Source organism: Nonomuraea sp. NPDC049480 (genome assembly GCF_044465905.1).
Taxonomy (GTDB): domain Bacteria; phylum Actinomycetota; class Actinomycetes; order Streptosporangiales; family Streptosporangiaceae; genus Nonomuraea.
In genome coordinates, this window is record NZ_JBITMD010000018.1 from 164113 (window position 1) to 185887 (window position 21775).

Sequence of the window (21775 nt, forward strand, 5' to 3'; positions counted from 1 at the left end):
GGGCCGGTTAATCGGCTCGCGCCGGCGTGGCGCCTGCCGTTGGCGTGACGCCGTGATCTACGAGCATCCTCTGGCCTACGTCCTGCGCCTGGGAGGCATGGCGTTGCTGCGGTCGTTCACCGGCGCGTACGACCGGGAGTTCGTCCACGCGCGCCTGGCCGAGATCCGCACGCTCCTCGACGACGACTCGCTCGCGAACGCCGCCGTGGAGGTGACGCGCGTGGACCCGGTCGAGGGCTACCGGATCTGGTCCACGACCTACGACGGCCCCAACGCCGCCTGCGGCACCGGCCGGCTGTCGGCGTACCTGGCCGGGCGCGGGCACCGGGTGGTGTTCGGCCCGGCGGGCACCTGGTCATCTCGGACATGCATCCCGAAGGGGTGGCGCGGGGCATAATCCCGACCGTACGCCTGCACGACGGGCGACCGGCGCGGGTGGCCAGCCACCACCCCATCGGGACCTACCTCCGCTCCGCCCTGGCGGCCGGGCTCCAGGTACGCCGCCGCGAGGAGCCCCTCGTCCCGGCCGCCGAAGGACCCGCGCCCGCCTCGACCGGAACGCTGGGGCCGTGGGATGTGTGGCCGTGGTGCTTGAGCGACCTGGCGCCCGAGGCGGCGAGGGCGGCCTTCGGCGGGACGCCGGCGCTGGTCATCTGGCACTTCCCGCTGACCCGTCAGCCGGCCGGGTGATGCTTGGCCAGCCACTCCTCCACGGCGGACGCGATGGCCAGGGGCTGGTCCTCCGGGGTGTGGTGGCCGGCGATCTCCTCGTGCTCGGAGATCTCGAGGGCCGCCATCGTGTCGGCGCACCAGGCGACGGTCTCGGGCACCCACATCGTGCCCGGGCCGGGCCGGAAGCCGATCAGCAGCTTCGGCACCTCCACGCTGGCCGCCGCCCACCGGCCGAAGGCCTCGATCCTGGCCACGACGTCGGCGGGCTCCCCGCCCAGCGGTATCGAGCGCGGCCAGCGCAGCAGCGGCAGCCGGCTCTCCCTGGTCGGGTACGGCCGCAGGTACGCCGCCAGGTCCTCGTCGGAGACCGGGGCGGCGACGGTGGCGGGGAAGGTCTGCCGCAGGAAGGCGTTGTCGTCGAGGATCATGGACTCGCCCACGCCCTCGGTCTTGATCGCGCGGAACAGGTCCCGGCCGCCCTCGGGGAACTCCTCCCAGGTCATCGGCTTGACGATGGCCTCGGTGAAGGCGATCCCGCGTACCCGCTCCGGATGGCGGGCGGCCCAGTCGAAGGCCAGCGCGCCGCCCCAGTCGTGGCCGACGAGCACCACGTCGTCGAGGCCGAGGGCGTCGAACCAGGCGTCCAGGTAGCGGGCGTGGTCGGCGAAGGTGTAGTCCACGGCGGGCTTGCCCGACTCGCCCATGCCGATCAGGTCGGGCGCGAGGCGGCGGCCGCCGCCGATGGCGGGCATGACGTTCCGCCACAGGTGGGAGGAGGTCGGGTTGCCGTGCAGGAAGACGATCGGCGTGCCGGCGCCGAGCTCGCGGTAGGACATCGTGGAGTCGAGGACGTTCTGGACGGGCATGGTCAGGTCTCCGATCGATCGGGTCAGCGGAAGGCCGCGACGTTGCGGGCGGCCCAGTCGGCGAAGGTGCGCGGCGCGCGCCCCAGGATGTGCTCCACGTCGGGGCTGACCTGCCGCTCGGCGGCCGTCGGCGTGCCGAGGATGGCCAGGGTGCCCTCGACGACCGGCTCCGGCATGAACCGCCGCATCTGCGCGCGGGCCTCCTCCCTGGTCTGCTCGGCGAACCGCACCTGCGCGCCCAGCGCCGCCCCGATGGCCGCCGCCCGCTCGCGCGGGGTGACCGGCCGCGGTCCGGTGAGCACGTAGGTACGGCCCGCGTGCCCGTCCTCCCGCAGCACCGCGGCCGCGACCTCGGCGATGTCGGCCGGGTCGACGGCCGGCAGCCCGACGTCGCCGAACGGCGCCGCGGCCGTACGGTGGGCGCGGATCGGCTCGGCCCAGGCCAGGGCGTTGGAGTCGAAGCCGCCCGGCCGCAGGATCGTCCACTCCAGCCCTGACCCGCGAACGGTCTCCTCGAAGGCGACCGGGTGGGCGTACACCTCCGGCCGCGTCCCCGCGCCCTGCGAGGAGAGCAGAACGACGCGCCGGATCCCGCCCGCCTTGGCCGCCTCGAGAACGGCCTGCGGGTCCTCCCCGGCGACGAGCAGGAACAGGGCGTCGGCGCCGTCGAAGGACGCCTTCAGGCTCGCGGGCTCGGCCAGGTCGCCGGTGACGTGCCGGACGCCCTCGGGGAACGGCGCGGTCCGCCGGGAGACCGCTGTCACCTGCTCGCCCGCGGCGACCAGCAGCCGGACCAGCTCGCCGCCGACGTTGCCGGTGGCGCCTGTTACTACGATCATGGTTCTGCCTCGAAAGTTAGTTAGTTGACTGACTTAAGACGAGACCATAGCGGCTGAAAGGGGAGGCTGTCTATAGTGAGTCAGGTGACTGACTCAACGCGGCCGGGGAAGCGGGAACGGCTGGCCGGCGCCGCGATGCGGGTGCTGCACGAGCAGGGAGTCGAGAAGACCACCCTCGCCGACATCGCGCACGCCGCCGACGTCCCGGTCGGCAACGTCTACTACTACTTCAAGACCAAGGACCAGCTCATCGAGGCGGCCATCGACTCCCACGGCCGGGAGCTCACGTCCATGATCGCGGAACTCGAGAAGCTTCCCACGCCGCAGGAACGGCTCAAAGCCCTGCTGAACGGCTGGGTCGGGCAACGCGACCTCACCGCCCGGTACGGCTGCCCCACCGGCACCCTCGCCTCCGAGCTCGACAAGCGCGACGACGGGCTCGACCGCGCGATCGCCAAGGTCATGGGGGAGCTGCTGGACTGGGTCGAGCGGCAGTTCCAGGCCATGGGGCGCGACGACGCACGCGAGCTGGCGGTCGCCCTGATCGCCGCGTACCAGGGCGTCTCCCTGCTGACCAACACCTTCCGCGACCCCGGACTCATGGCCACGGAGGGCCGGCGCCTGGAGCGCTGGATCGACTCGCTGGCCTGATTCCGCTGCGAGTGAAGACGTTCCGCCCTGGGCGATGAGGGGCTGTGGCGCGCCGCCAGGGAAGGCATGGTGAGGCCACAACCGAGAGGCGGTGGACGACCATGGCAGTGATCCAGGTGACAGGGCCGGGGGAGTGGCTGGGAGCGGAGATCCGCGACAGCGACGCCTGGCGGGTCCGGCTCGACGAGCAGCATCGGCGAGAGGTGCTCGACGCCGTGCGCGCGGCGGAGGCGGCGGGGACGTTCCCTGACCCTCTCCCGTTGCCGACGCTCGGCCCCGTCCTGCGGCGGGTGCGCGAGGAGCTCGTGGACGGCCGCGGGTTCGTGCTGGTCCAGGGGGTACCCACCGACGGCATGAGCGAGCGGCAGTACGAGCTCGCCGCCCTGGGGCTCGCGGGCCACGTCGGCGGCATCGTCCCGCAAGGGCCGGAGCGGGCGCCGCTCATGCACGTACGCGACACGGGCGCCGACCCGGCGCGGGCACGGACCAAGAGCTACGAGCACAGCGGGCGGCTCGGCTACCACAGCGACCCGGCCGACGTCGTGGCCCTGCTCTGCCTGCGCCCGGCGAAGTCCGGCGGCCTGAGCGCCGTCGTCAGCTCCGTGGCGGTGCACAACGAGCTCGTGCGCACCCGTCCGGACCTGGCGGAGCTGCTCTACCAGCCGTGGTGGCACGACCGGCGCACCGGCGACGGCCCCGGCAGCTTCTACCCCAAGCCGCTCTGCACGCCCCGCCCCGGCGGCGGCGTGTCGATCTCGTACGGTCCCGACTACCTTCGCTCTGCGCAGCGTGGCGCGACGGTGCCACGGTTCACGGCCGCGCAGGAGGAGCTGATGGACCTCCTCGACCGGCTCACCAACGACCCGCGCTTCGCGCTCACCATGGACCTTCGGGCAGGCGACCTGCAGTTCCTCAACAACCACGTCGTCCTGCACAGCCGCACGGCCTACGAGGACCACCCGGAGCCGGAGCGCCGCCGCCACCTGCTGCGCCTCTGGCTCACCGCCGGTCCGCCCCGCTGAGCCGCTTCACCGTGCCGCCGAGCGCGTTCCCGACAGTCTGGTCGAGCTCGACCCGCAGGTGCGTGCACTCGCGCACCGGGTCGTCGGTCGGGCAGCTCAGCAGGTGTTCCAGGAGCCTCTGGGCGGCCCGCAGGTCGTCGATGCGCTCTCTGATCGCGTCGATGGAGCCGGTCAGGATCTCCCGCCCGGACGGCTCACCGGCAGGCGGCGGCTCGCCGATCAGCTTGGCGGTGTCGGCCAGGCTCACCAGCCCGCGGTGGTGCAGGCGCACGATGAGCGCCAGCCGCCGCAGCTCCTCGTGACCGTAGTGGCGCACCGTGCCGCGCCGCTCGGCGGCGGGCAGCAGGCCCAGCTCGTCGTAGTAACGCAGCGTGGACACCCGCAGCCCGAATCCCCGGGCGACCTGACTGATCGAATACCGCTCCTCCGCCATGACTTCCATCTTGCGCTCAAGTCGGCTTGAGCGTGCACAGTGGCGGAAACTGACGAAGGAGCGAAACGATGCGCGTGCGAAACGTGCCGGTGCTGGTGGTGGGCGGCGGTCCGGTCGGCCTGTCGACGGGGATGTTCCTGGCCCTCTGGGGCGTCCGCCCGCTGGTCGTCGACAAGCGGGACCCCCTGTCGGCGCCGCCCAGGGCGGGCACCAGCCTGCGGACGATGGAGATCTTCCGCTCCATGGGACTTGAGTCCCGGCTGAAGTCGGCCGGCTGGAGAGGGGGCATCCCCATGCGTACGATCTTCAAGGACAGTGGCCTCGGCGCCACCCTGCACCGGGGTGGGCTGCCCCCGGCGTACACCAAGAGGCTGGAGACGTGCAGCCCCGCCGATCCACGCCTCATCCTGACCCAGGACCAGGTGCAGCGGGTGGCGCTGGACACGCTGCGCCGCCACGGCGGCGAGGCCCGCTTCGACCTGCGCCTGCTGGACCTGCGCTCCGAGGAGCACCAGGTCCGGGCCCGCGTCCTCGACGTCACCACGGGTGCCGAACAGGAGATCACGGCCGATTACGTCATCGGCGCCGACGGCGCGAACAGCGAGGTCCGGGAGCGTCTCGGCATCAGCCTTTCCGGCCGGGAGGCCATCGCCCGCCTCAACACCGCGTTCTTCCGCGCCGACCTCGGCCCCGTCCTCGACGACTGGGGCACCCACATGTGCATCGTCCGCAACGACGCCATCTACGCGACGCTGCTGTCCAAGAACGGCCGGGACCAGTGGTCGTCCCACATCATGGACTATCCCGGCAAGCCGGACGAGCTGACGGATCTGTCCGCCGGGGAGACCATCCGGCTGCTGCGGATCGCGATCGGTGATGCCGCGGTCCCCATCGAGCTGTACGCCGTCAACGCCTGGGAGGCCGCTGTCGGCATGGCCTCCGCCTTCCGCGAGAACCGGATCTTCCTGGCCGGCGACGCCGCGCACGTGCAGAGCTCGGCCGGCGGGCTCGGCATGAACACCGGCATCCAGGACGGCCACAACCTGGCCTGGAAGCTCGCCGCCGTGCTGAAGGGCGAGCTCCCGCCGGCGCTGCTGGACACGTACGAGCCCGAGCGCCGCGTCGCCGCCCGGCACTCCCTGGCCGTGTCACGCGGCATGCACCACGGCTACCGGTCCCAGGAGGGGGACCCGGCCGCCATGTACGAGCGGATCGCCAAGGACTACCTGCGCGGGATGATGTTCTACAGCTACGACGTGCCGTCCGAGGTCCTGGACGACGAGATACGACCGGGGCTCCGGTTCCCGCACTGGTGGGTGGACGGCGGCCGGGTGTCCACGCTGGACCTGATCGGCGCGCGCTGGACGCTGTTCACCGGGTCGGACGAGTACCGCTGGCGTGCTGCGGCCGCCGGGCTGAGCATCGCCCCGCGGGTGCACGTCCTCGACGCGGCCGAGCAGGCCGTGCTGGTGCGGCCCGACGGCTTCGTGGCCTGGGCGGGCTCCAGCGAGGCCGCTCTCCGGGACGCCGTCGGTCGCCTCGCGGGATCCTAGGCGAAGCCGCAGTGGCGGTCGAAGTTCTCGACGGTGGTGTCGAGCAGGCCGGAGGCGACCGATGCGCTGATCGTAGGGACTCCAGTACGCGAAGGCGATGTTCCAGCCCGCCGACGCGAGCCGGCGGGCTTCTCAGGCGGTGGTGCGCAGGGGCGGACGGCGGGCCCAGGTGGCCCAGCGCCAGAGCCATTCGAGCGGGCCCTGGCGGTAGCGCCGCAACCAGAGCGTGGACCACACCCACTGGACGGCGAGGACGGCACCGGAGATCAGCAGCACCGTGCTCGTGGACCACCCGTTCGACGGGCCGCCGACAAGCCGGGCGACCGCCAGGACGAGGACCGTCGCGGTCAGGTAGTTGGGCGCACCGCCCTGCGCCCACAGGAAGGGAGCCGCGGCCACGGCGAAGGCCGCGCACAATACGGCCGGTCCCCAGGTGGCGCGCTCCATCCGGTCGGTCACGCCATACCGGGTCAAGGCCGAGCCCAGCAGGAACAGGCCGGGGACCAGCGAGTAGTGACCGGCCGCGAGGATCACCGACGTGGCGATGAGTGCGGCGGACAGCCCCGCCACGGCCCAGCGCGGCAGCCAGGTCGAGGGCAGCAGCACCACCAGGCCGACCAGGGCGTAGACGGTCAGGATGTCGCCCCGCCACAGCAGGAACATGTGGGCCAGGCCGATGGCGAGCAACACCAGGAGGCGGCGCAGCAGGAGCAGCCGCGGCCGGGGGACGCGCCGCCCGGCCGACTCCACCAGCAGCGAGAATCCGACGCCGAACAGCAGGGAGAAGATCGGGAAGAAACGCTGGTGGACGACCAGGCCCAGCCAGTCGCCCTCCACGTCCGCCGGCCCGGCCGCCACGGTGGCCTCGCCGACGTTGGCGATCGGCACGACGTTGGCGATCAGGACACTTCCGGCCGAGTGCGGGTCTCCGATCCTGGACGGCATGGACGTCCAGGATCGACCGGCCGGGCGCACAGGTGACACCCTTGGGCCTGGGGAGCCGATCGATGGGCAACGGTAGAACTCCGCTCTTCCCGGGCGCCGGGGCCGCTACGGTGGGGGCACGGCGATCACATGGAGGGAGGGGACGTGCGGACCAGACTGCCTGCCGCGCTACTCCTCCTTCTGTCCTGGTTCCTGCCCGCGACCGCCCACGCCCGGCCCATCGAGCAGACGGCCGCCCACGTGGTGGCGGCCTCGCGGGCGCAAGGGCACCCGGGGCTGGGCCAGGAGCCGTACCGTCACACCTCGATGCAGGCCCGGCACGGCCTGCTCGGCCTGGCGGGTCCGGCCGGGCCCGCCGCGCTCCCGTCCGGCCTGCCGTATCCGACGCCTGCCTGGGCCGCCGTCGTCGCGCGCCCGGACACGGACACCCCGGCCGCCCGCCGACCGGCGGCCACACCGGCCCGCGGGCCTCCCCACAAGGCTCCGCACGGAACACGGACGCGTCTCTGATCAGCGGTAGCGATCACGGGACCGGAGCACGGCCATGCGTGCCCGCCGCCGGCGAACGGAGCCGCGGTCCGTGTGACACGTCCCTCCGGACGAGCCGAGGTCAGGCGCAGCCGGCCTGACCTCGGCGGGCGTCCGACGTCGCCTGGCCGCCTGACGCGTGCCACGCGGCACCATCACCTTCTTCGAACGGCTGCCCTGTGGAGGTTGCCATGTTCCGTGCGCCTGTTTGGCGTGCGGTGGCGGCGCTCGCCGTCATCGCCATCTCATTAGCTCTCGCCCTCACCACCGCGCCGCGCCTGGGCCTGGACCTGCGTGGCGGCACCCAGCTCGTGTTCGAGGCGAGCGACTCTCCGACCGTCAAGGCCGACTCGGCGGCCACCGACCGCGCCCTCGACGTGCTCCGCCAGCGTGCGGACGCGCTCGGGGTGGTCGATCCCACCCTGGTCCGCTCCGGCGAGAAGCGGATCATCGTCGAGTTGCCCGGCGTTCTCGACCCGCGGCAAGCCGCCGAGGTCATCGGCCGGACCGCGCAGCTGGCCTTCCATCCCGTGACCGGCGCGGCCGAGGCCGGCGACACGTCGGCGAAACGCGACGAGAACGGCGGCCTGCTCAAGCTCGGCCCTGCCGCCATCACCGGCGACGGCGTGAGCGACGCCGTCGAGCAGAGCGACCCCCAGCGCGGCCCCGGCTGGTGGGTGAAAATCGGCTTCCGCGACGCCGCCGCCTGGCAGCGGCTGACCGGTGCGGCGGCGTGCGAGCCGCAGGGCGATCCCAAGCGCAGGATCGCCATCGTGCTCGACCAGGAGATCATCTCCTCTCCGCCGCTCGACCCGTCGATCCCCTGCCGCACCGGCATCCCGGGCGCCGGCGCCGACATCACCGGCTCGTTCACCCATGAGGAGGCCCGCGACCTGGCCGTGCTCATCAAAGGCGGCGCATTGCCGGTGCCGCTGACCCTCGTCGAGCAGCGCACGGTCGGCCCGACGCTCGGCGCGGCGGCCATCGAGGCCAGCGCCCAGGCGGCGGTGGCCGGTCTGATGCTGACGACGGCGTTCATCGTGGCCGTCTACCGGCTGTCCGGGCTGCTCGCGGCGGTGGCGCTGGTCTGCTACGGGCTGATCTCGTACGCGGCGCTGGTGGCGATGGGGGCGACGTTCACGCTGCCGGGACTGGCCGGGTTCGTGCTGGCGATCGGCATGGCGATCGACGCCAACGTGCTGGTCTTCGAGCGGGCCAGGGAGGAACACGGTCCGCAGCGCGGCCTGCGGCGCTCGCTCGAGCTTGGGTTCAAGAACGCCTGGAGCGCGATCGCGGACTCCAACGTCACCACGCTGATCGCCGCCGGGCTGCTGTTCTGGCTGGCGTCCGGCCCGGTCAAGGGGTTCGGCGTGACGCTGGCGATCGGCGTGCTGGCCTCGCTGGTGTCGGCCATGCTGATCACCCGCGTGCTGGTCGGCGGTGTGATCGACCGGATCGGGCCGCGCGCGTCCGGGCTGGCCTCCCAGGGAGCCGTACGGGCGTGGCTGGCGGACCGGAATCCGCGGCTCATGGACGCCAGGCGGCTGTGGCTGGTGATCGCGGGCGGGCTGGCGGCCGTGGCGGTGGCCGGGCTGCTCGTGCGCGGGCTGAACGTCGGCGTGGAGTTCACCGGCGGGCGGCTCGTGGAGTTCGCCACCGCCAAGCCGGTCCCGGCCGACGTCGCCGGGCAGGCGGTCGCGCGTGCCGGGCTCCCCTCGGCGGTGGTGCAGGCCACCGACGGCGGCGTCACCGTACGGGCGGCGGGGCTCGGGCTGGCGGAGTCGGCCAGGATCGAGCAGGCGCTGGAGGTTCACGGGGGAGAGGTGAGCAAGCGGCGTGAGGAGTTCATCGGCCCGAGCCTGGGCGAGGAGCTGCGTCGCAACGCCCTGGTCGCGCTCGGCGTGGCGGTGGCCATGCAACTGCTGTATCTGGCGGCCAGGTTCCGGTGGACGTTCGGGGCGGCGGCGGTGCTGGCGCTGCTGGTCGACGTGGCTGTGGTGCTCGGGGTGTTCGCGTGGCTGGGCAAGCCCGTCGACGGGATCTTCGTGGCGGCGATGCTGACGATCGTCGGGTACTCGGTCAACGACAAGGTGGTGGTGTTCGACCGGGTCCGGGAGCTGTGGGCGGCGCGGCCCAAGGAGCCGTTCGCGGCGGCGGTGGACGGGGCGATCCTGCAGACGTTGCCCCGTACCGTGAACACCGGGCTCGGCGCGCTGTTCATCCTGGTGGCGCTGATGGCGTTCGGCGGGGACTCGCTGCGGGACTTCGCCCTGGCGCTGGTGGCCGGGATCGTCATGGGCACGCTGTCGTCGGCGTTCGTGGCCGGTCCGGCGGCCGTGGTGCTCGCCAGGTTCGACCGCCGCCCAGCGGCCCCGCCCGCCAAGCGGACGGCGCCGCGCCGCCGCGAGGGCTCGGGGGCGGTGGTCTGATGTCATAGGTCGCCGCGGCGCCACGCCTTGAGCTCGGCCTCCAGCGCGGCCGGGTCCGGGCGTGGCGGCCGGGCCCGGTCCATCCAGCGGCGCAGCAGGCGCGCCGCCCGGTCCGCGGTCTCCGTGGTCACCCCGTCGCGCAGGCAGGCCACGGCCGGGTCGGCGGCGTCACAGCGGCCGCACAGGACCACCTCGGCGCTGCCGCGCACCCGGTTGCCGGAGGCGGTCGTCCAGCCGTGCGGGACCCGGGCGACGGCGAGGACCTCTTCGCCGCCGCAGCGGGGGCAGGTCCTCATGCCGTGCCGATCGCGTTGAGGCCGAGCAGGGCCTTGACGTCGCCGTAGAACGCCGGCTCGGCGCTGACCCGGAACGGTTCCAGGTCCAGCAGCAGGCCCTTGCCGCCGGGCCGGTGCAGCCGCAGGTGGACCGGGGCGCGGCCGGGGTGGGCGGTGAGGATGTGCTTGAACTCCTGGACGAGCCGCGCGTTCAGGAGGTTCTCCTGCAGGGAGATCACGACGGGCGGCTCGGTGCCGGTGTCGGCGGTGTTGAGCGGGGTGACGTCCTCGGCGTACACGCTGAGCGTCTCGTCGCGGACGTTGATGCGGCCGCGGACGGCCACCACGCGGTCCTCGGCCAGCGCCTCGCCGTACAGCGCGTAGCTCTTGGGGAAGACCAGGCACTCCACGGAGGCGTCGTGGTCCTCCAGGGTGACGATCGCCCAGGGGCTGCCCTGCTTGGTGACCTTGCGTTGCAGGCCCGAGACGATGCCGCTGAGGCGGACGGTGCCCTCCTGGCGTCCGGAGGCGAGCAGGGCGGCGATCGTGGTGTCGCGGTGGGCGTCCAGCACGCGTTCGGCGCCGTCGAGAGGGTGGCTGGAGACGTACAGGCCGAGCATCTCCCGCTCGTACGCCAGCAGCGTGGCCTTGTCCCACTCCCCGCCGGGGACGGCGATGGAGAAGGCGCCGCCCTGGACGGGGTCGCCGAACAGGGAGTCCTGGCCGTGGGCCTGGTTGCGTTTGACGTCGATGACCGCGTCGACGGCCTGCTCGTGCACGGCGACCAGGGCCGCCCGGCGGTGCCCCAGGCTGTCGAACGCGCCGGCCTTGGCCAGCGACTCGATGACGCGCTTGTTGCAGACGACGGACGGGACCTTGGTGAGAAAGTCGTTGAAGTCGAGATAGCGGCCCTTGGCCGTGCGGGCGGTGACGATGGCGTCGACGACGTTGGCGCCGACGTTGCGTACCGCGCCCAGGCCGAAGCGGATGTCGGAGCCGACGGCGGCGAAGTCGAGGCCGCTGGCGTTGACGTCCGGCGGCAGCACCTTGATGCCGAGGCGGCGGCAGTCCGACAGGTAGACGGCCATCTTGTCCTTGTCGTCGCCGACGGAGGTGAGCAGCGCGGCCAGGTACTCCTGCGGGTGGTTGGCCTTGAGGTAAGCGGTCCAGTAGGAGACCAGTCCGTACCCGGCGGTGTGCGACTTGTTGAACCCGTAGCCGCTGAACGGCACCAGGACGTCCCAGACCGCCTTGATCGCCTCGTCGGAGAAGCCGTGCTCGCGCATCCCGGCCGAGAACCGGTCCCACTCGGCGTCCAGGACCTCCTTCTTCTTCTTGCCCATGGCTCTGCGCAGCATGTCGGCGGCGCCCATGGAGTAGCCGGCCAGCTGCTGGGCGATGGCCATGACCTGCTCCTGGAAGACCACCAGGTGGTAGGTGTCGCCCAGGATGGGCTCCAGCGCCTCGGCCAGCTCGGGGTGGATCGGCTCGACCGGCTGCTTGCCGGTCTTGCGCAGCGCGTAGTTGGTGTGGGCGTTCATCTCCATCGGGCCCGGCCGGTACAGCGCGTTCACCGCCGCGATGTCGGTGAACGTGGTGGGCTGCATCAGCCTCAGCAGGACCCGCATGCCGCCGCTGTCCAGCTGGAAGACCCCGAGCGTGTCGCCGCGTGCCAGCAGCTCGTACGTCGTCGCGTCGTCGAGCGGCACGTCGAGGATGTCGATGTCGAGGCCCTTGTTGGCGCGGACGTTCACGATCGCGTCGCCGATGACGGTGAGGTTGCGCAGGCCCAGGAAGTCCATCTTCAGCAGGCCCATGTCCTCGGCCTGGGTGAAGGGGAAGCCGGTGATGACCGGGCCGCCGGCCTTGGGCTTGACCAGCGGCAGCACGTCGATGAGCGGGTCGGCGGACAGGATCACGCCGGCCGCGTGGATGCCGGTGCCGCGGGTGAGGCCCTCGACGCCGGTCGCGGTGTCGATCACCCGCTTGACGTCGGGGTCCTGCTCGTACATCGCGCGCAGCTCGGCGGCCTCGCCGTGGCGGGGGTGGCCCTTGTCGTGGATGGCGGCCAGGGGGATCTCCTTGCCGCCGACCGCGGCGGGGAACGCCTTGGTGATGCGGTCGCCCAGCGCGTACGGCAACCCCAGCACCCGGCAGGAATCCTTGACCGCGGCCTTGGCCTTGATGGTGCCGAACGTGACGATCTGGCAGACCCGGTCGGCGCCGTACCTGCGGGAGACGTAGTCGATCATCTCGTCCCTGCGGCGGTCGTCGAAGTCGAGGTCGACGTCCGGCATGGTGATGCGCTCGGGGTTGAGGAACCGCTCGAAGATCAGCTTGTGCTCGATGGGGTCGAGCTCGGTGATGCCCGTGCAGTACGCGACCATCGAGCCGGTGGCCGAGCCTCGGCCGGGGCCGAGGCCGATGCCGTTGTCGCGGGCGTGCCGGCAGATGTCGGCGACCACCAGGAAGTAGCCGGGGAAACCCATCGCGTCGATCACGGACAGCTCGTAGTCGATGCGCTCCAGGACCTCCCGCGGCGGGTCGCCGCCGTAGCGGCGGCGCGCGCCCCGCAGCGTCTCCTCGCGTAGCCAGCTCGACTCGGTCTCGCCTTCGGGCACGGGGAAGCGCGGCGTCAGGTCCCGGTGGGCGAACACCTCGCCGTAGTCGCCGACCCGCTCGGCCACCAGCAGCGTGTTGTCGCACGCGCCGGGCACCTCGGCGTCCCACAGCGCCCGCATCTCGGCGGCGGACTTGACGTAGTAGCCGCTGCCGCTGAAGCGGAACCGGTCGGCGTCCGCCAGCCGCTTGCCGGTGCCGATGCACAGCAGCGCGTCGTGCGCCCCGGCCTGGTTCTCGGTCACGTAGTGGGAGTCGTTGGTGGCCAGGGGCGGCAGGCCGAGCTCCTTGCCGATTTTCCGCAGGTCGTCGCGGACCCGGCGCTCGATGGCCAGGCCGTGGTCCATCAGCTCCAGGTAGTAGTTGCCGGGGCCGAAGATGTCGCGGTAGCGGGCGGCGGCCGTGACGGCCTCGTCGTACTGGCCGAGCCGGAGCCTGGTCTGCACCTCGCCGGACGGGCAGCCGGTCGTGGCGATGATGCCCTGGCCGTGCTCGGCGAGCAGCTCATCATCCATGCGGGGATATTTCTGGACGTGTCCTTCGAGCCAGGCGCGGGACTGCAGCCGGAACAGGTTCCGCAGCCCTTGGGCGTCGGCCGCCCACATCGTCATGTGCGTGTACAGGCCGCGCCCGGAGACGTCGCCGCCCTCGCCGGTGTCGTCGTTCGACCTGCGCAGGGCCGGGTTGTCGCTGTAGAAGACCGGCCCGCGGTGGTGGCGCGAGCCGGGGGCGACGTACGCCTCGATGCCGATGATCGGCTTGACGCCGGACTTGCGGGCCTTCTGGTAGAACTCGTACGCACCGTGCACGTTGCCGTGGTCGCTCATCGCCACGGCCGGCATGCCCTGCCTGGACACCTCGTCCATGAGCAGGCCGACCTTGGCGGCGCCGTCGAGCATGCTGTACTCGGTGTGTACGTGCAGGTGCACGAAGGACCCCACCGGCATCCACTCCTCACGGTTGTAGGCTCTGTGCCGCAGCCCGAGCATTCGACCCGAGGTCGGGCAGAGTTGTCCAACAATCGACACGCCGTCGGGTCACAACTGGTGGTGGTGGATGGAGCTCGATCTGGGTGCGGTCCGCACCTTCGTCGCGATCGCCGAGGACCATTCCTTCGGCGAGGCCGCGGACCGGCTGAGAGTGAGCCAGCAGGCGGTCTCCAAGCGGATCGCGCGCCTGGAGTCCGACCTGGGGGTCACGCTGTTCTTCAGGTCGCGCGCCGGCGCCGGTCTCACCGAGGACGGCCGGGCGTTCCTGCCGCACGCCCGTGCCCTGGTCGGCATCGCGGACCAGGCAGTGGAGGCGCTGCGCGGCAGGCGTCGCGCGCTGCGGGTGGACGTGCTGGACACCCGGCTCGCCTCCATCGACCTGGTCCGGGGTTTTCACCAAGCCGTGGAGGGGGTGGAGGTGGACGTCGTGACCTCCGACGGGTTGCGGGGCGCGCGCGACGCGCTGGCCCGCGGCGCGGTGGACGCCGTACTGTGCCGCATCTCGGGCGTGCTGGACGACGCGCTCGCATGCGTGCCCGCCTACCTGGAGCCCCTGCACCTGCTGGTCGGGCGCGGGCACCCGCTCGCCGGGCGGGCGCGGGTGGGGTTGACGGAGCTGGCCGGATCCACGATCTGGATGCCGCGCAACATCGAGGGCAGCGAGTGGGCGGAGTTCTACTCTTTCCTGGCCGTCGACTTCGACCTGCGGATCGACACCTCGGGGCCCTACTTCGGCTACGAGGACTACGTGGAGTCGGTCGCCACCGGCCTGCGGCCCCCCAGCGTCGCCGGGGACGGGACGCGGCTGCCATGGCATCCCGACCTGGTGCGGATCCCGTTCTCCGAGCCCGTTCCCGTGTATCCGTGGTGGCTGCTGCGCCATCGCCAGAACCAGCATCCGGGGCTGCGCCTGCTCCTCCGCCACCTCACGGCGCGGCACCGGCCGTTCGATCCCGAGCGGCACTGGCTGCCCGTCGCCGATCAGGCGGCCTTCGGGGTGGCGGCGCCATGAGATCGAGCGCCGCCGCCATCGGGGTTCTCGCTCATGGACGCTTAGACGCCACGTATATACCCTCGGTATATAGTTTCTGGCCATGACTGTTCCCCTGGCCCTGCTGGGCCTGCTCGATCGCGAGCCGAGCTACGGATACGACCTCAAGCGCGACTACGACACCTACTTCGGCAGGGGCAAGCCGCTGCCCTTCGGCCAGGTCTATTCGACGCTCGGCCGGCTCGCCAGGGACGGCAAGGTCACGGCCGGGCAGAGCGAGCCGGGCGCCGGTCCGGACCGCAAGCGCTACGCCATCACGCCCGCCGGCCGGAGCGAGGTCGAGGAGTGGCTGGCCGAGCCGGTCGCGGCGGAGCCGTACCTGCAGACGGTGCTGTTCACGAAGGTCGTGCTGGCGCTGATGCTGGGGCACGACGCGGCCGGCTACCTCGACGCGCAACGCGCCACGCACATGCGGCGCATGCGCGAGCTGTCCGAGATCAAGCGCGGCGGCGCCCTGGTGGACGCACTGCTGGCCGATCACGGCCTGTTCCACCTGGAGGCCGACCTGCGATGGATCGACGTCACCTCCGCCCGGCTGGGGGCGCTGGCGGAAACGGTGCGCCCGGCATGACGATCGACGGCGTTCCGGTGGCGGGCCCGCTGATCGAGGCCCGCCAGGTCACCCGCTCGTACGGCCGGACGCCCGCGCTGCGCGCGGCGAACGTGTCGGTGACGGCGGGCGAGATTCTGGCGATCATGGGGCCGAGCGGCTCCGGCAAGTCGACGTTGCTGCACTGCCTGGCCGGGATCTTCACCCCGGACGCGGGCGAGGTGTGGTTCGACGGGCGGCGGCTGGACACGCTGAGCGACCGCCGGCGCTCGGAGCTGCGGCGTACCGCGTTCGGGTTCGTGTTCCAGTTCGGCCAGCTGGTGCCGGAGCTCACCGCGGCCGACAACGTGGCCCTTCCGCTGCTCCTGGGCCGGGTCCGGCGCGGGGCGGCCCGCCGCCGGGCGATCTCCTGGCTGGAACGGCTGGAGGCGGGGGAACTGTGCGACCGCCGTACCGGGGAGCTGTCCGGCGGGCAGGCGCAGCGGGTGGCGATCGCCCGGGCGCTGGTGACGGGTCCGAAGGTGGTGTTCGCCGACGAGCCGACCGGCGCGCTCGACTCGCTCACCGGTGAGAAGGTCATGGACCTGCTGGTCGGCCTGGCCCGGCAGGAGGGCACGACGGTGATCGTGGTGACCCACGACGCCCGCGTGGCCGCCTGTGCCGAGCGGGAGGTCGTCGTCCGCGACGGCAAGGTCACCGACCCGTACGCCGGCGAGGTCGCGCGATGATCCGGCTGGGCCTGCGGCTGTCGTTACGCGGCGGCAGGGAGGCGGCCGTCCGGCTGGCCCTGGTCACCGTCGCGGTCGCGACCGGCGTCGTGGCACTGCTGGCCACGCTGTCGCTGTTCAACGCCTTCCAGAGCACGGCCGCCCGCCCGTGCTGGGAGTGCACGACCGGCTCGGCGCCCAGCGGCCTGGCCCCGGGCGCCACGCCCGGCGCCGCGCTGTGGAAGTACCGCCAGGACTCCTACGCCGGCCGGACGATCAAGCGGCTGGACGTGGCCGCGCTCGGCCCCGGGGCACCGGCCGTCCCGGGCATCCCCGGCCTGCCCGGCGCGGGCCGGTACTACGCCTCGCCCGCCCTGGCCGCGCTGCTGGACTCGGTGCCGCGCGAGCAGCTCGCCGACCGGTTCCCCGGCACGCGCGCCGGATTCGTCGGCCCGGCGGCGCTGTCCGGCCCCGACGACCTCGTCATCGTCGTCGGGCAGACGCCGGCGCACGTCGCCGCCATGGCCGGCGCCGTCCAGACCGGCACCGTCGCCACCGAGCCCGTCGCCGACGACACCACAGCGCTGTACCGGCACGGCTTCGGCCTCGCCGCGATCGGCCTGTTCGTGCCGCTGCTGGTGCTCATCGGCACGGCCACGCGGCTGGCCGCCGCCCGGCGCGAGGCGCGTTTCGCGGCGATCAGGCTGGTGGGCGCCACGTCGCGGCAGATCAACACCATCGCGTCGGTGGACGCCGCGATCGGCGCCGTGCTCGGCACGCTGGCCGGCGTCGCGATCTTCCAGGCGGTCCGTCCCGCCGTCGCCGCGGTCACGATCACCGGGTCCCGCTTCTTCCCCGAGGCGGTCGCCCCGACGGGGCCGCAGTACGCCGCCGTGCTGGCCGGCGTGCCGGCCGCCGCGGCCTGCGCCGCCCTGTGGTCGCTGCGCCGGGTGCGGATCTCGCCGATGGGCGCGGCACGGACGGCGCGGGCGTCCGCGCCGGGGTGGTGGCGAGGGGTTCCGCTGCTGGCCGGGCTGGGCTTGTTCGCGGGCCCGGTGTGGTGGTGGGGCGAGGGCAACGATGTGAACGCCGTGCTGGTCGACGCCGGACTGGCATTGATCATGCTGGGGCTGATCGTGGGCGGGCCCTGGCTGACGATGCTGGCCGCGCGGGTGTCCGCGCGCTTCACGCGCGGCGCGGCGACGCTGCTGGCCGCGCAGCGGCTGGCGGCCGACCCGAAGGCCGCCTTCCGCTCGGTGAACGGCATCGTGCTCGCGGTCTTCATCGGCACGGCGGTCGCCGGGATCGTGCCGGCGGTCGTGTCGGGCCAGCAGGCGGCCGGGGGCGGCACGCTCGGCAACGTGCTGCGTGCTTCGTTCGACAGCCACGGCCAGGCCCTGCCGCCGGCGACCGGGGCCGGGCTCCTCACCCGGCTGCGCGCCCACCCCGGCGTCACCGTGCTGCCGATCTACGCGCGGGCGGACACCCCCGCGCCTCCGCCGGCCACGCGGTCCCTGCCGGAATGCGGCCGGGGCCGGCTGTGCCCGCAGGATTTCCTGCTCAGACACGTCGTCGACTGCGCGAGCCTGGCCGGTTTCCCCGCGTTCGGGCAGTGCGCCGCGGGCGTCACAGCGGTGGCGGCCGACTTCGCGCGCCCCTTGAGCAGCGACAACATGCTGACGATCGGCCGGACCCTCCCGGTCGTCGAGGCGAAGAGTCCGCCGGTCTCCACTCCCGTCGCGGAGCTGGACCTGGCGGCGGTGCTGGTGCGCACCGACGATGCGGCGGTCCGCGAGCGGGTCCGCACGCTGCTGGCGACGTACCCGGCCGGGCCGGGTGGCACCGGCATGTCCCAGACCTTCGCCGAGGTCGCCCAGGACAGGGCGGTCCTGCTGGACCAGGTGGAGCGCATCGCGCTGGCCATCGTGGCGCTGACCCTGCTCGTCGCGGGCTGCGGCCTGCTGGTGGCCGTCGCCGGCGGCCTGGTGGAGCGTCGTCAGCCGTTCACGCTCCTGCGGCTGTGCGGCACGCCGACGCGCACCCTGTCCACGGTGGTGCTGATCGAGTCCGCCGTGCCCATGGTCGTGGCCGCCGTGCTCGCAGCGGGCGCGGGTTTCGGCGTGGCGGGGCCGATGATCGGCCAGCTCGCGATCAAGAGCGCGCCGGCGGCGCTGCCCGGCCCGGCCTACTTCCTGATCGTCGGCGGCGGCCTCCTCGCCTCCGTGCTGGTGATCGCCACCGCCCTGCCGCTGCTGAAGCGCATGACCGCGCCCGACAACGCGCGTTTCGAATAGGAATCGTCGGGAAAGCTACGCCGCGGAGATCCGGCGGACCGCCTGCCGCACCACCTCCGCCTGGGCGGGCGCCAGCCCTTCCAGCAACGGCTCGACCTCCTCGGCGCCGAACCCGGACTCGCCCGGCAGGCCGGCGGGCAACATGTGCCGCAGGGTGTACTCGGCGAGCGTCTCGGCCAGGGGCCCGATTCTGGGGTCGCCGGGCTCGGCGTCGGCCAGCTCGTCGAGCCGGCGGTAGAACTCGTTCCCGCGCGCCGCCACCTCGGGGTCGGCGGCGAGCGTCCGGAACATCGTGAACGCGCGCTCCCGCTCGGGCTCCGCCGCCACGGTGTCCATCAGCAGCAGCAGTTCGCGGTCCCAGGCCGCCGCCTTCGACGCGGGCAGGTCGACCGTCTTGAGGAAGGCCAGCAGATCGGGCGAGGCGGTGCTCTCCAGGCCCAGCGTCCCGGCCTCGGCCCGCTGGAGCACCTCGGCCAGGCGGCGGCGCCTGATCCGGATCTCCTCCTCCTGCCTGGCCAGGTCCGCGTCGATCTCGGCGAGGATCTCGGGCAGCTCCCTGGAGCGGTCGTCGGCGATGACGTCGCGTGCCTCGCCCAGGCTCAGGCCGAGCGCGACCAGGCGGCGGACGCGGGCCAGGGCGATGGCGTCGCGCATGCCGTACTCGCGATAGCCGTTGGCCAGGCGGGGCGGCTCGGGAAGCACACCCTGGTGGTGGTAGTAGCGCACCGTCCGGGTCGACACCCCGAGCAGCGCGGCGAGCTCTCCGATCCGCATGGCTCCAGTAAAGACCCTGACGCCACGTCAAGGTCAAAGCCGAGGCGATCCAGCCGTCCTGGCCGGCTGCGATCCGTCCAGCCGGCCGTACAGTCTCCTCGACGGTCCGGCCGCGAGTGCTCAGCCGCCCGCGAGGCGCTGGATGCGGGCGGACGCGGCCCGGTGACGGGTGAGCATGTCTTCCACGCCTGGAGCGACGAGCACGCCGTGCTCGACCACGGGTCTGCCGGCCACAACGGTGTGGCGGGCGGCCGAAGGGCCGCAGCGCAACCAGGCCTCGATCGGATCGGTGAGGGCGCCCGCGTAGGCCACACCCTCCAGGGGCCAGCACACCAGGTCACCGGCGGCTCCCACGGTCAGTTCCCCGAGCTCACCGGTACGGCCCAGGCAGGCGGCGCCGCCGCGCGTGGCCATGTCGAGGACCTCTCGGGCGGTCATGCCCGTCGGGCCCAGCCGCTGGCGGCCGAGAAGCAGTGCCGTACGGGATTCGAGCCAGAGCGAGGCCGAGTCTGTGGATGCGGACCCGTCACAGCCCAGGCCGACAGGCACGCCTGCCCGGCGGAACTCCCGGACCGGGGCGAAACCGCCCCCGCCGATCAACATGTTGGAGCTCGGGCAGTGGGCCACTCCGACGCCCGCCGCGCCGAGCCGGGCGATCTCCTCGGACGAGGGGTAGACGCAATGGGCCACCCAGGAACGCCCGGTCATCCAGCCGACCTCCTCGAACTGCTCGATCGGCCGCCTGCCGAAGCGTTCCAGGCAGTACGCGTCCTCGTCCCGGTCCTCGGCCAAGTGGGTGTGCAGGCGGACGTCGAGCCGCTCGGCGAGTTCCGCGGCGCGGCGCATCAGGGTGGGGCTGACGCTGAACGGCGAACACGGGGCTATGGCCACCCTCACCATCGCGCCGTGCGTGGAATCGTGATGTCGTCCGACGAGCCGTTCGCAGTCGGCGAGGATCTCGTCCTCGTCCTGGACCACGGAGTCCGGCGGAAGACCGCCGTCCTTGGCGGACACGCTCATCGAGCCGCGCGTGGGATGGAACCGGAAGCCGAGCTGCCGGGCGGCCTCGATCTCCGCCGACCACAGGTCGCCGCCCCCCGACGGCGCGACGTAGAGGTGATCGGTGGACGTGGTGCATCCGCCGAGGGCGAGTTCGGCGAGGCCGACCCACGCCGACAGGTAGGACGCCTCCTCGTCGAGACCGGCCCACAGCGGGTAGAGACCGGTCAGCCACTCGAACAGGGTGCCGTTGACGACCGGCCCGAAGGAGCGGGTGAGGTTCTGGTAGATGTGGTGATGGGTGTTGATCAGGCCTGGAGTCACCAGGCCGCCGCCCGCGTCCAGCATCCGGGCGGCGGCCGGCTCGGGACCGACGCCCACCCCGCTGACCAGCCCGTCGGTGATGGTCACCCAGCCGCCCGCGAGTTCCCGCCCGTCGCCGTCGCAGGTGGCGACCAGTACGGCCCCGCGAATCAGCAAATCCGCCGGGAGGCGGAAGGCGGGCACGGTGCGGTCGCCGCTCATCGGCCGCACGGCTCCGCCGGCGTGCCGGTCACGCGTTGACCTTGGCGAGGATCTCCTTGGTGAACAAGTCCTGGGCGGTGATGGTGATACCCACCTTCTTGAGGGTTTCGACGGTGGTGCTCATCGCGGCGTCGGGCAGGTCGATCGGCTTGGTCACGTCGGGAGTGACGATCAAGGAGTTCATCGCCTTGCTCTCCCCGAGTTGCTGTGCGGCGTCCAGCCCTTGGTCCTTGCCGTACGTCCCGACGGCGAGGTCGGTGCCCGGCTGCGGATCGGCGATGTTGTCCAGCCAGCCCTTGCGCGTCGCGGAGAGGAAGCCCGCCAGCAGATCGGGCTTCTCGGCGATCGTCTGCTCGGTGGCGAAGAAGCAGTCCGACAGAACGCTGAAGCCGAAGTCGGCGAGCAGGAACGTGTGGGTCTTGATCCCGCGTGCCTCAAGGGTCGGCGGCTCGTTCGTGACGTACACGATCTGGCCGTCGACCTCCCCGTTGGCCACCGGCGCGGGGTCGAACTGGACAGGGACGATCGTGAGCCGGCTCTTCTCGATCTTGTTGAGGCTCAGCATCACGTCGAAGGCCGTCTCGTTGGCCGCCGCCACGCCGATCTTCTTGCCGATCATGTCCTGGGGGGAGTTGATCGGCGTCTCAGCCTTGCTCAGAATGCAGAACGGCGACTTCTGCAGCAACGCGCCAACGATCTTGATGGGGGCGCCCTGGAGGCGGGCTGTCGCGATGGCGTCCGCATTGAGCATGCCGACCTCGGCCTTGCCGCTGGCCACGATCGTCGCCGGACTGGCGTTCGGGCCGCCTGGCAGCCAGGCGAGGTCGATCCCCTCGGCGGTGAAGTATCCCTTGCTCAGTGCGAGCCAGGTGCCGGCGAACTCCGTGGTGGGAAGCCAGCTGAGCTGGAAGGTCATCTTCTCGGTGGACGTGCCGCCGCTCACCGGGGCGGCGGTGTCGTCGCCACTGGAGCAGGCGGTGAGAAGCGGAGCGGCCAGGCCCGCCGCGGTGGCGATCCCACCGATTCTGAGCAGGTCACGACGGCTGTAGGACAT

At 72.4% G+C, this 21775-nt stretch carries 20 protein-coding genes; 11 read left to right on the top strand and 9 right to left on the bottom strand.

Annotated elements, in window-relative coordinates:
• Positions 1-52: 52 nt before the first annotated feature.
• Positions 53-397, top strand: a complete 345-nt coding sequence (locus ACIBX3_RS40125; protein WP_397125798.1) for a hypothetical protein — start codon at positions 53-55, stop codon at positions 395-397.
• Entirely contained in the window at positions 382-690 is a 309-nt protein-coding gene (locus ACIBX3_RS40130) for a hypothetical protein (RefSeq protein ID WP_397125799.1), read from the top strand. Before ACIBX3_RS40125 ends, ACIBX3_RS40130 begins: the two co-directional genes overlap by 16 nt.
• On the opposite strand, the gene ACIBX3_RS40135 is transcribed toward ACIBX3_RS40130, so the two are convergent.
• The gene (locus tag ACIBX3_RS40135) at positions 675-1538 is read right to left on the bottom strand and encodes a haloalkane dehalogenase (RefSeq protein WP_397125800.1); all 864 of its coding nucleotides are present in this window, start codon (positions 1536-1538) and stop codon (positions 675-677) included. The genes ACIBX3_RS40130 and ACIBX3_RS40135 overlap by 16 nt on opposite strands.
• A gap of 23 nt (positions 1539-1561) precedes the next feature.
• The gene (locus ACIBX3_RS40140) at positions 1562-2377 is read right to left on the bottom strand and encodes an NAD(P)H-binding protein (protein ID WP_397125801.1); all 816 of its coding nucleotides are present in this window, start codon (positions 2375-2377) and stop codon (positions 1562-1564) included.
• An 84-nt stretch (positions 2378-2461) separates the two neighbouring features.
• Here ACIBX3_RS40140 and ACIBX3_RS40145 point away from each other — a divergent pair, with 84 nt between their 5' ends.
• Together ACIBX3_RS40145 and ACIBX3_RS40150 are read left to right on the top strand one after the other, a co-directional pair.
• Entirely contained in the window at positions 2462-3028 is a 567-nt protein-coding gene (locus tag ACIBX3_RS40145; protein WP_397125802.1) for a TetR/AcrR family transcriptional regulator, read from the top strand.
• A 101-nt stretch (positions 3029-3129) separates the two neighbouring features.
• Entirely contained in the window at positions 3130-4050 is a 921-nt protein-coding gene (locus tag ACIBX3_RS40150) for a TauD/TfdA family dioxygenase (RefSeq protein ID WP_397125803.1), read from the top strand.
• On the opposite strand, the gene ACIBX3_RS40155 is transcribed toward ACIBX3_RS40150, so the two are convergent.
• Positions 4028-4483: a MerR family transcriptional regulator gene (locus ACIBX3_RS40155; protein ID WP_397125804.1), complete on the bottom strand. Its 456-nt coding sequence runs from the start codon at positions 4481-4483 to the stop codon at positions 4028-4030. The genes ACIBX3_RS40150 and ACIBX3_RS40155 overlap by 23 nt on opposite strands.
• A gap of 68 nt (positions 4484-4551) precedes the next feature.
• Here ACIBX3_RS40155 and ACIBX3_RS40160 point away from each other — a divergent pair, with 68 nt between their 5' ends.
• A complete protein-coding gene (locus ACIBX3_RS40160; RefSeq protein WP_397125805.1) occupies positions 4552-6036 on the top strand; it encodes an FAD-dependent monooxygenase in 1485 nt (494 codons plus the stop codon).
• A gap of 132 nt (positions 6037-6168) precedes the next feature.
• Here the strand turns inward: ACIBX3_RS40160 and ACIBX3_RS40165 are convergent, their stop codons facing one another.
• Positions 6169-6981: a DUF418 domain-containing protein gene (locus ACIBX3_RS40165; protein WP_397125806.1), complete on the bottom strand. Its 813-nt coding sequence runs from the start codon at positions 6979-6981 to the stop codon at positions 6169-6171.
• A gap of 144 nt (positions 6982-7125) precedes the next feature.
• Here ACIBX3_RS40165 and ACIBX3_RS40170 point away from each other — a divergent pair, with 144 nt between their 5' ends.
• Positions 7126-7491 carry a hypothetical protein gene (locus ACIBX3_RS40170; RefSeq protein ID WP_397125807.1) on the top strand — a complete coding sequence of 122 codons (366 nt, stop codon included), beginning with the start codon at positions 7126-7128 and terminating at the stop codon, positions 7489-7491.
• 209 nt (positions 7492-7700) lie between these two features.
• Entirely contained in the window at positions 7701-9938 is a 2238-nt protein-coding gene (gene secD, locus ACIBX3_RS40175; RefSeq protein WP_397125808.1) for a protein translocase subunit SecD, read from the top strand.
• Between the two features lie 2 nt (positions 9939-9940).
• Here secD and ACIBX3_RS40180 read toward each other — a convergent pair whose 3' ends face one another.
• Positions 9941-10234 carry a DUF6300 family protein gene (locus ACIBX3_RS40180; RefSeq protein ID WP_397125809.1) on the bottom strand — a complete coding sequence of 98 codons (294 nt, stop codon included), beginning with the start codon at positions 10232-10234 and terminating at the stop codon, positions 9941-9943.
• Entirely contained in the window at positions 10231-13779 is a 3549-nt protein-coding gene (gene dnaE / locus ACIBX3_RS40185; protein ID WP_397125811.1) for a DNA polymerase III subunit alpha, read from the bottom strand. The genes ACIBX3_RS40180 and dnaE overlap by 4 nt, the downstream gene beginning before the upstream one ends.
• A 109-nt stretch (positions 13780-13888) precedes the next feature.
• On the opposite strand from dnaE, the gene ACIBX3_RS40190 reads away from it, so the two are divergent.
• The 4 genes from ACIBX3_RS40190 to ACIBX3_RS40205 all read left to right on the top strand — a co-directional run bounded on the left by ACIBX3_RS40190 (position 13889) and on the right by ACIBX3_RS40205 (position 18423).
• Entirely contained in the window at positions 13889-14833 is a 945-nt protein-coding gene (locus tag ACIBX3_RS40190; RefSeq protein ID WP_397125812.1) for a LysR family transcriptional regulator, read from the top strand.
• A gap of 82 nt (positions 14834-14915) precedes the next feature.
• A complete protein-coding gene (locus tag ACIBX3_RS40195) occupies positions 14916-15443 on the top strand; it encodes a PadR family transcriptional regulator (RefSeq protein WP_397125813.1) in 528 nt (175 codons plus the stop codon).
• Positions 15440-16150: an ABC transporter ATP-binding protein gene (locus tag ACIBX3_RS40200; protein WP_397125814.1), complete on the top strand. Its 711-nt coding sequence runs from the start codon at positions 15440-15442 to the stop codon at positions 16148-16150. Before ACIBX3_RS40195 ends, ACIBX3_RS40200 begins: the two co-directional genes overlap by 4 nt.
• Complete coding sequence (locus ACIBX3_RS40205; RefSeq protein WP_397125815.1) at positions 16147-18423, top strand: FtsX-like permease family protein; 2277 nt, start codon at positions 16147-16149, stop codon at positions 18421-18423. The genes ACIBX3_RS40200 and ACIBX3_RS40205 overlap by 4 nt, the downstream gene beginning before the upstream one ends.
• 15 nt (positions 18424-18438) lie before the next feature.
• Here ACIBX3_RS40205 and ACIBX3_RS40210 read toward each other — a convergent pair whose 3' ends face one another.
• The 3 genes from ACIBX3_RS40210 to ACIBX3_RS40220 form a co-directional block, all read right to left on the bottom strand.
• Positions 18439-19197: a MerR family transcriptional regulator gene (locus ACIBX3_RS40210; protein WP_397125816.1), complete on the bottom strand. Its 759-nt coding sequence runs from the start codon at positions 19195-19197 to the stop codon at positions 18439-18441.
• A gap of 120 nt (positions 19198-19317) precedes the next feature.
• Positions 19318-20721 carry an 8-oxoguanine deaminase gene (locus ACIBX3_RS40215; RefSeq protein ID WP_397125817.1) on the bottom strand — a complete coding sequence of 468 codons (1404 nt, stop codon included), beginning with the start codon at positions 20719-20721 and terminating at the stop codon, positions 19318-19320.
• A gap of 28 nt (positions 20722-20749) precedes the next feature.
• Positions 20750-21775, bottom strand: a complete 1026-nt coding sequence (locus ACIBX3_RS40220) for an ABC transporter substrate-binding protein (protein WP_397125818.1) — start codon at positions 21773-21775, stop codon at positions 20750-20752.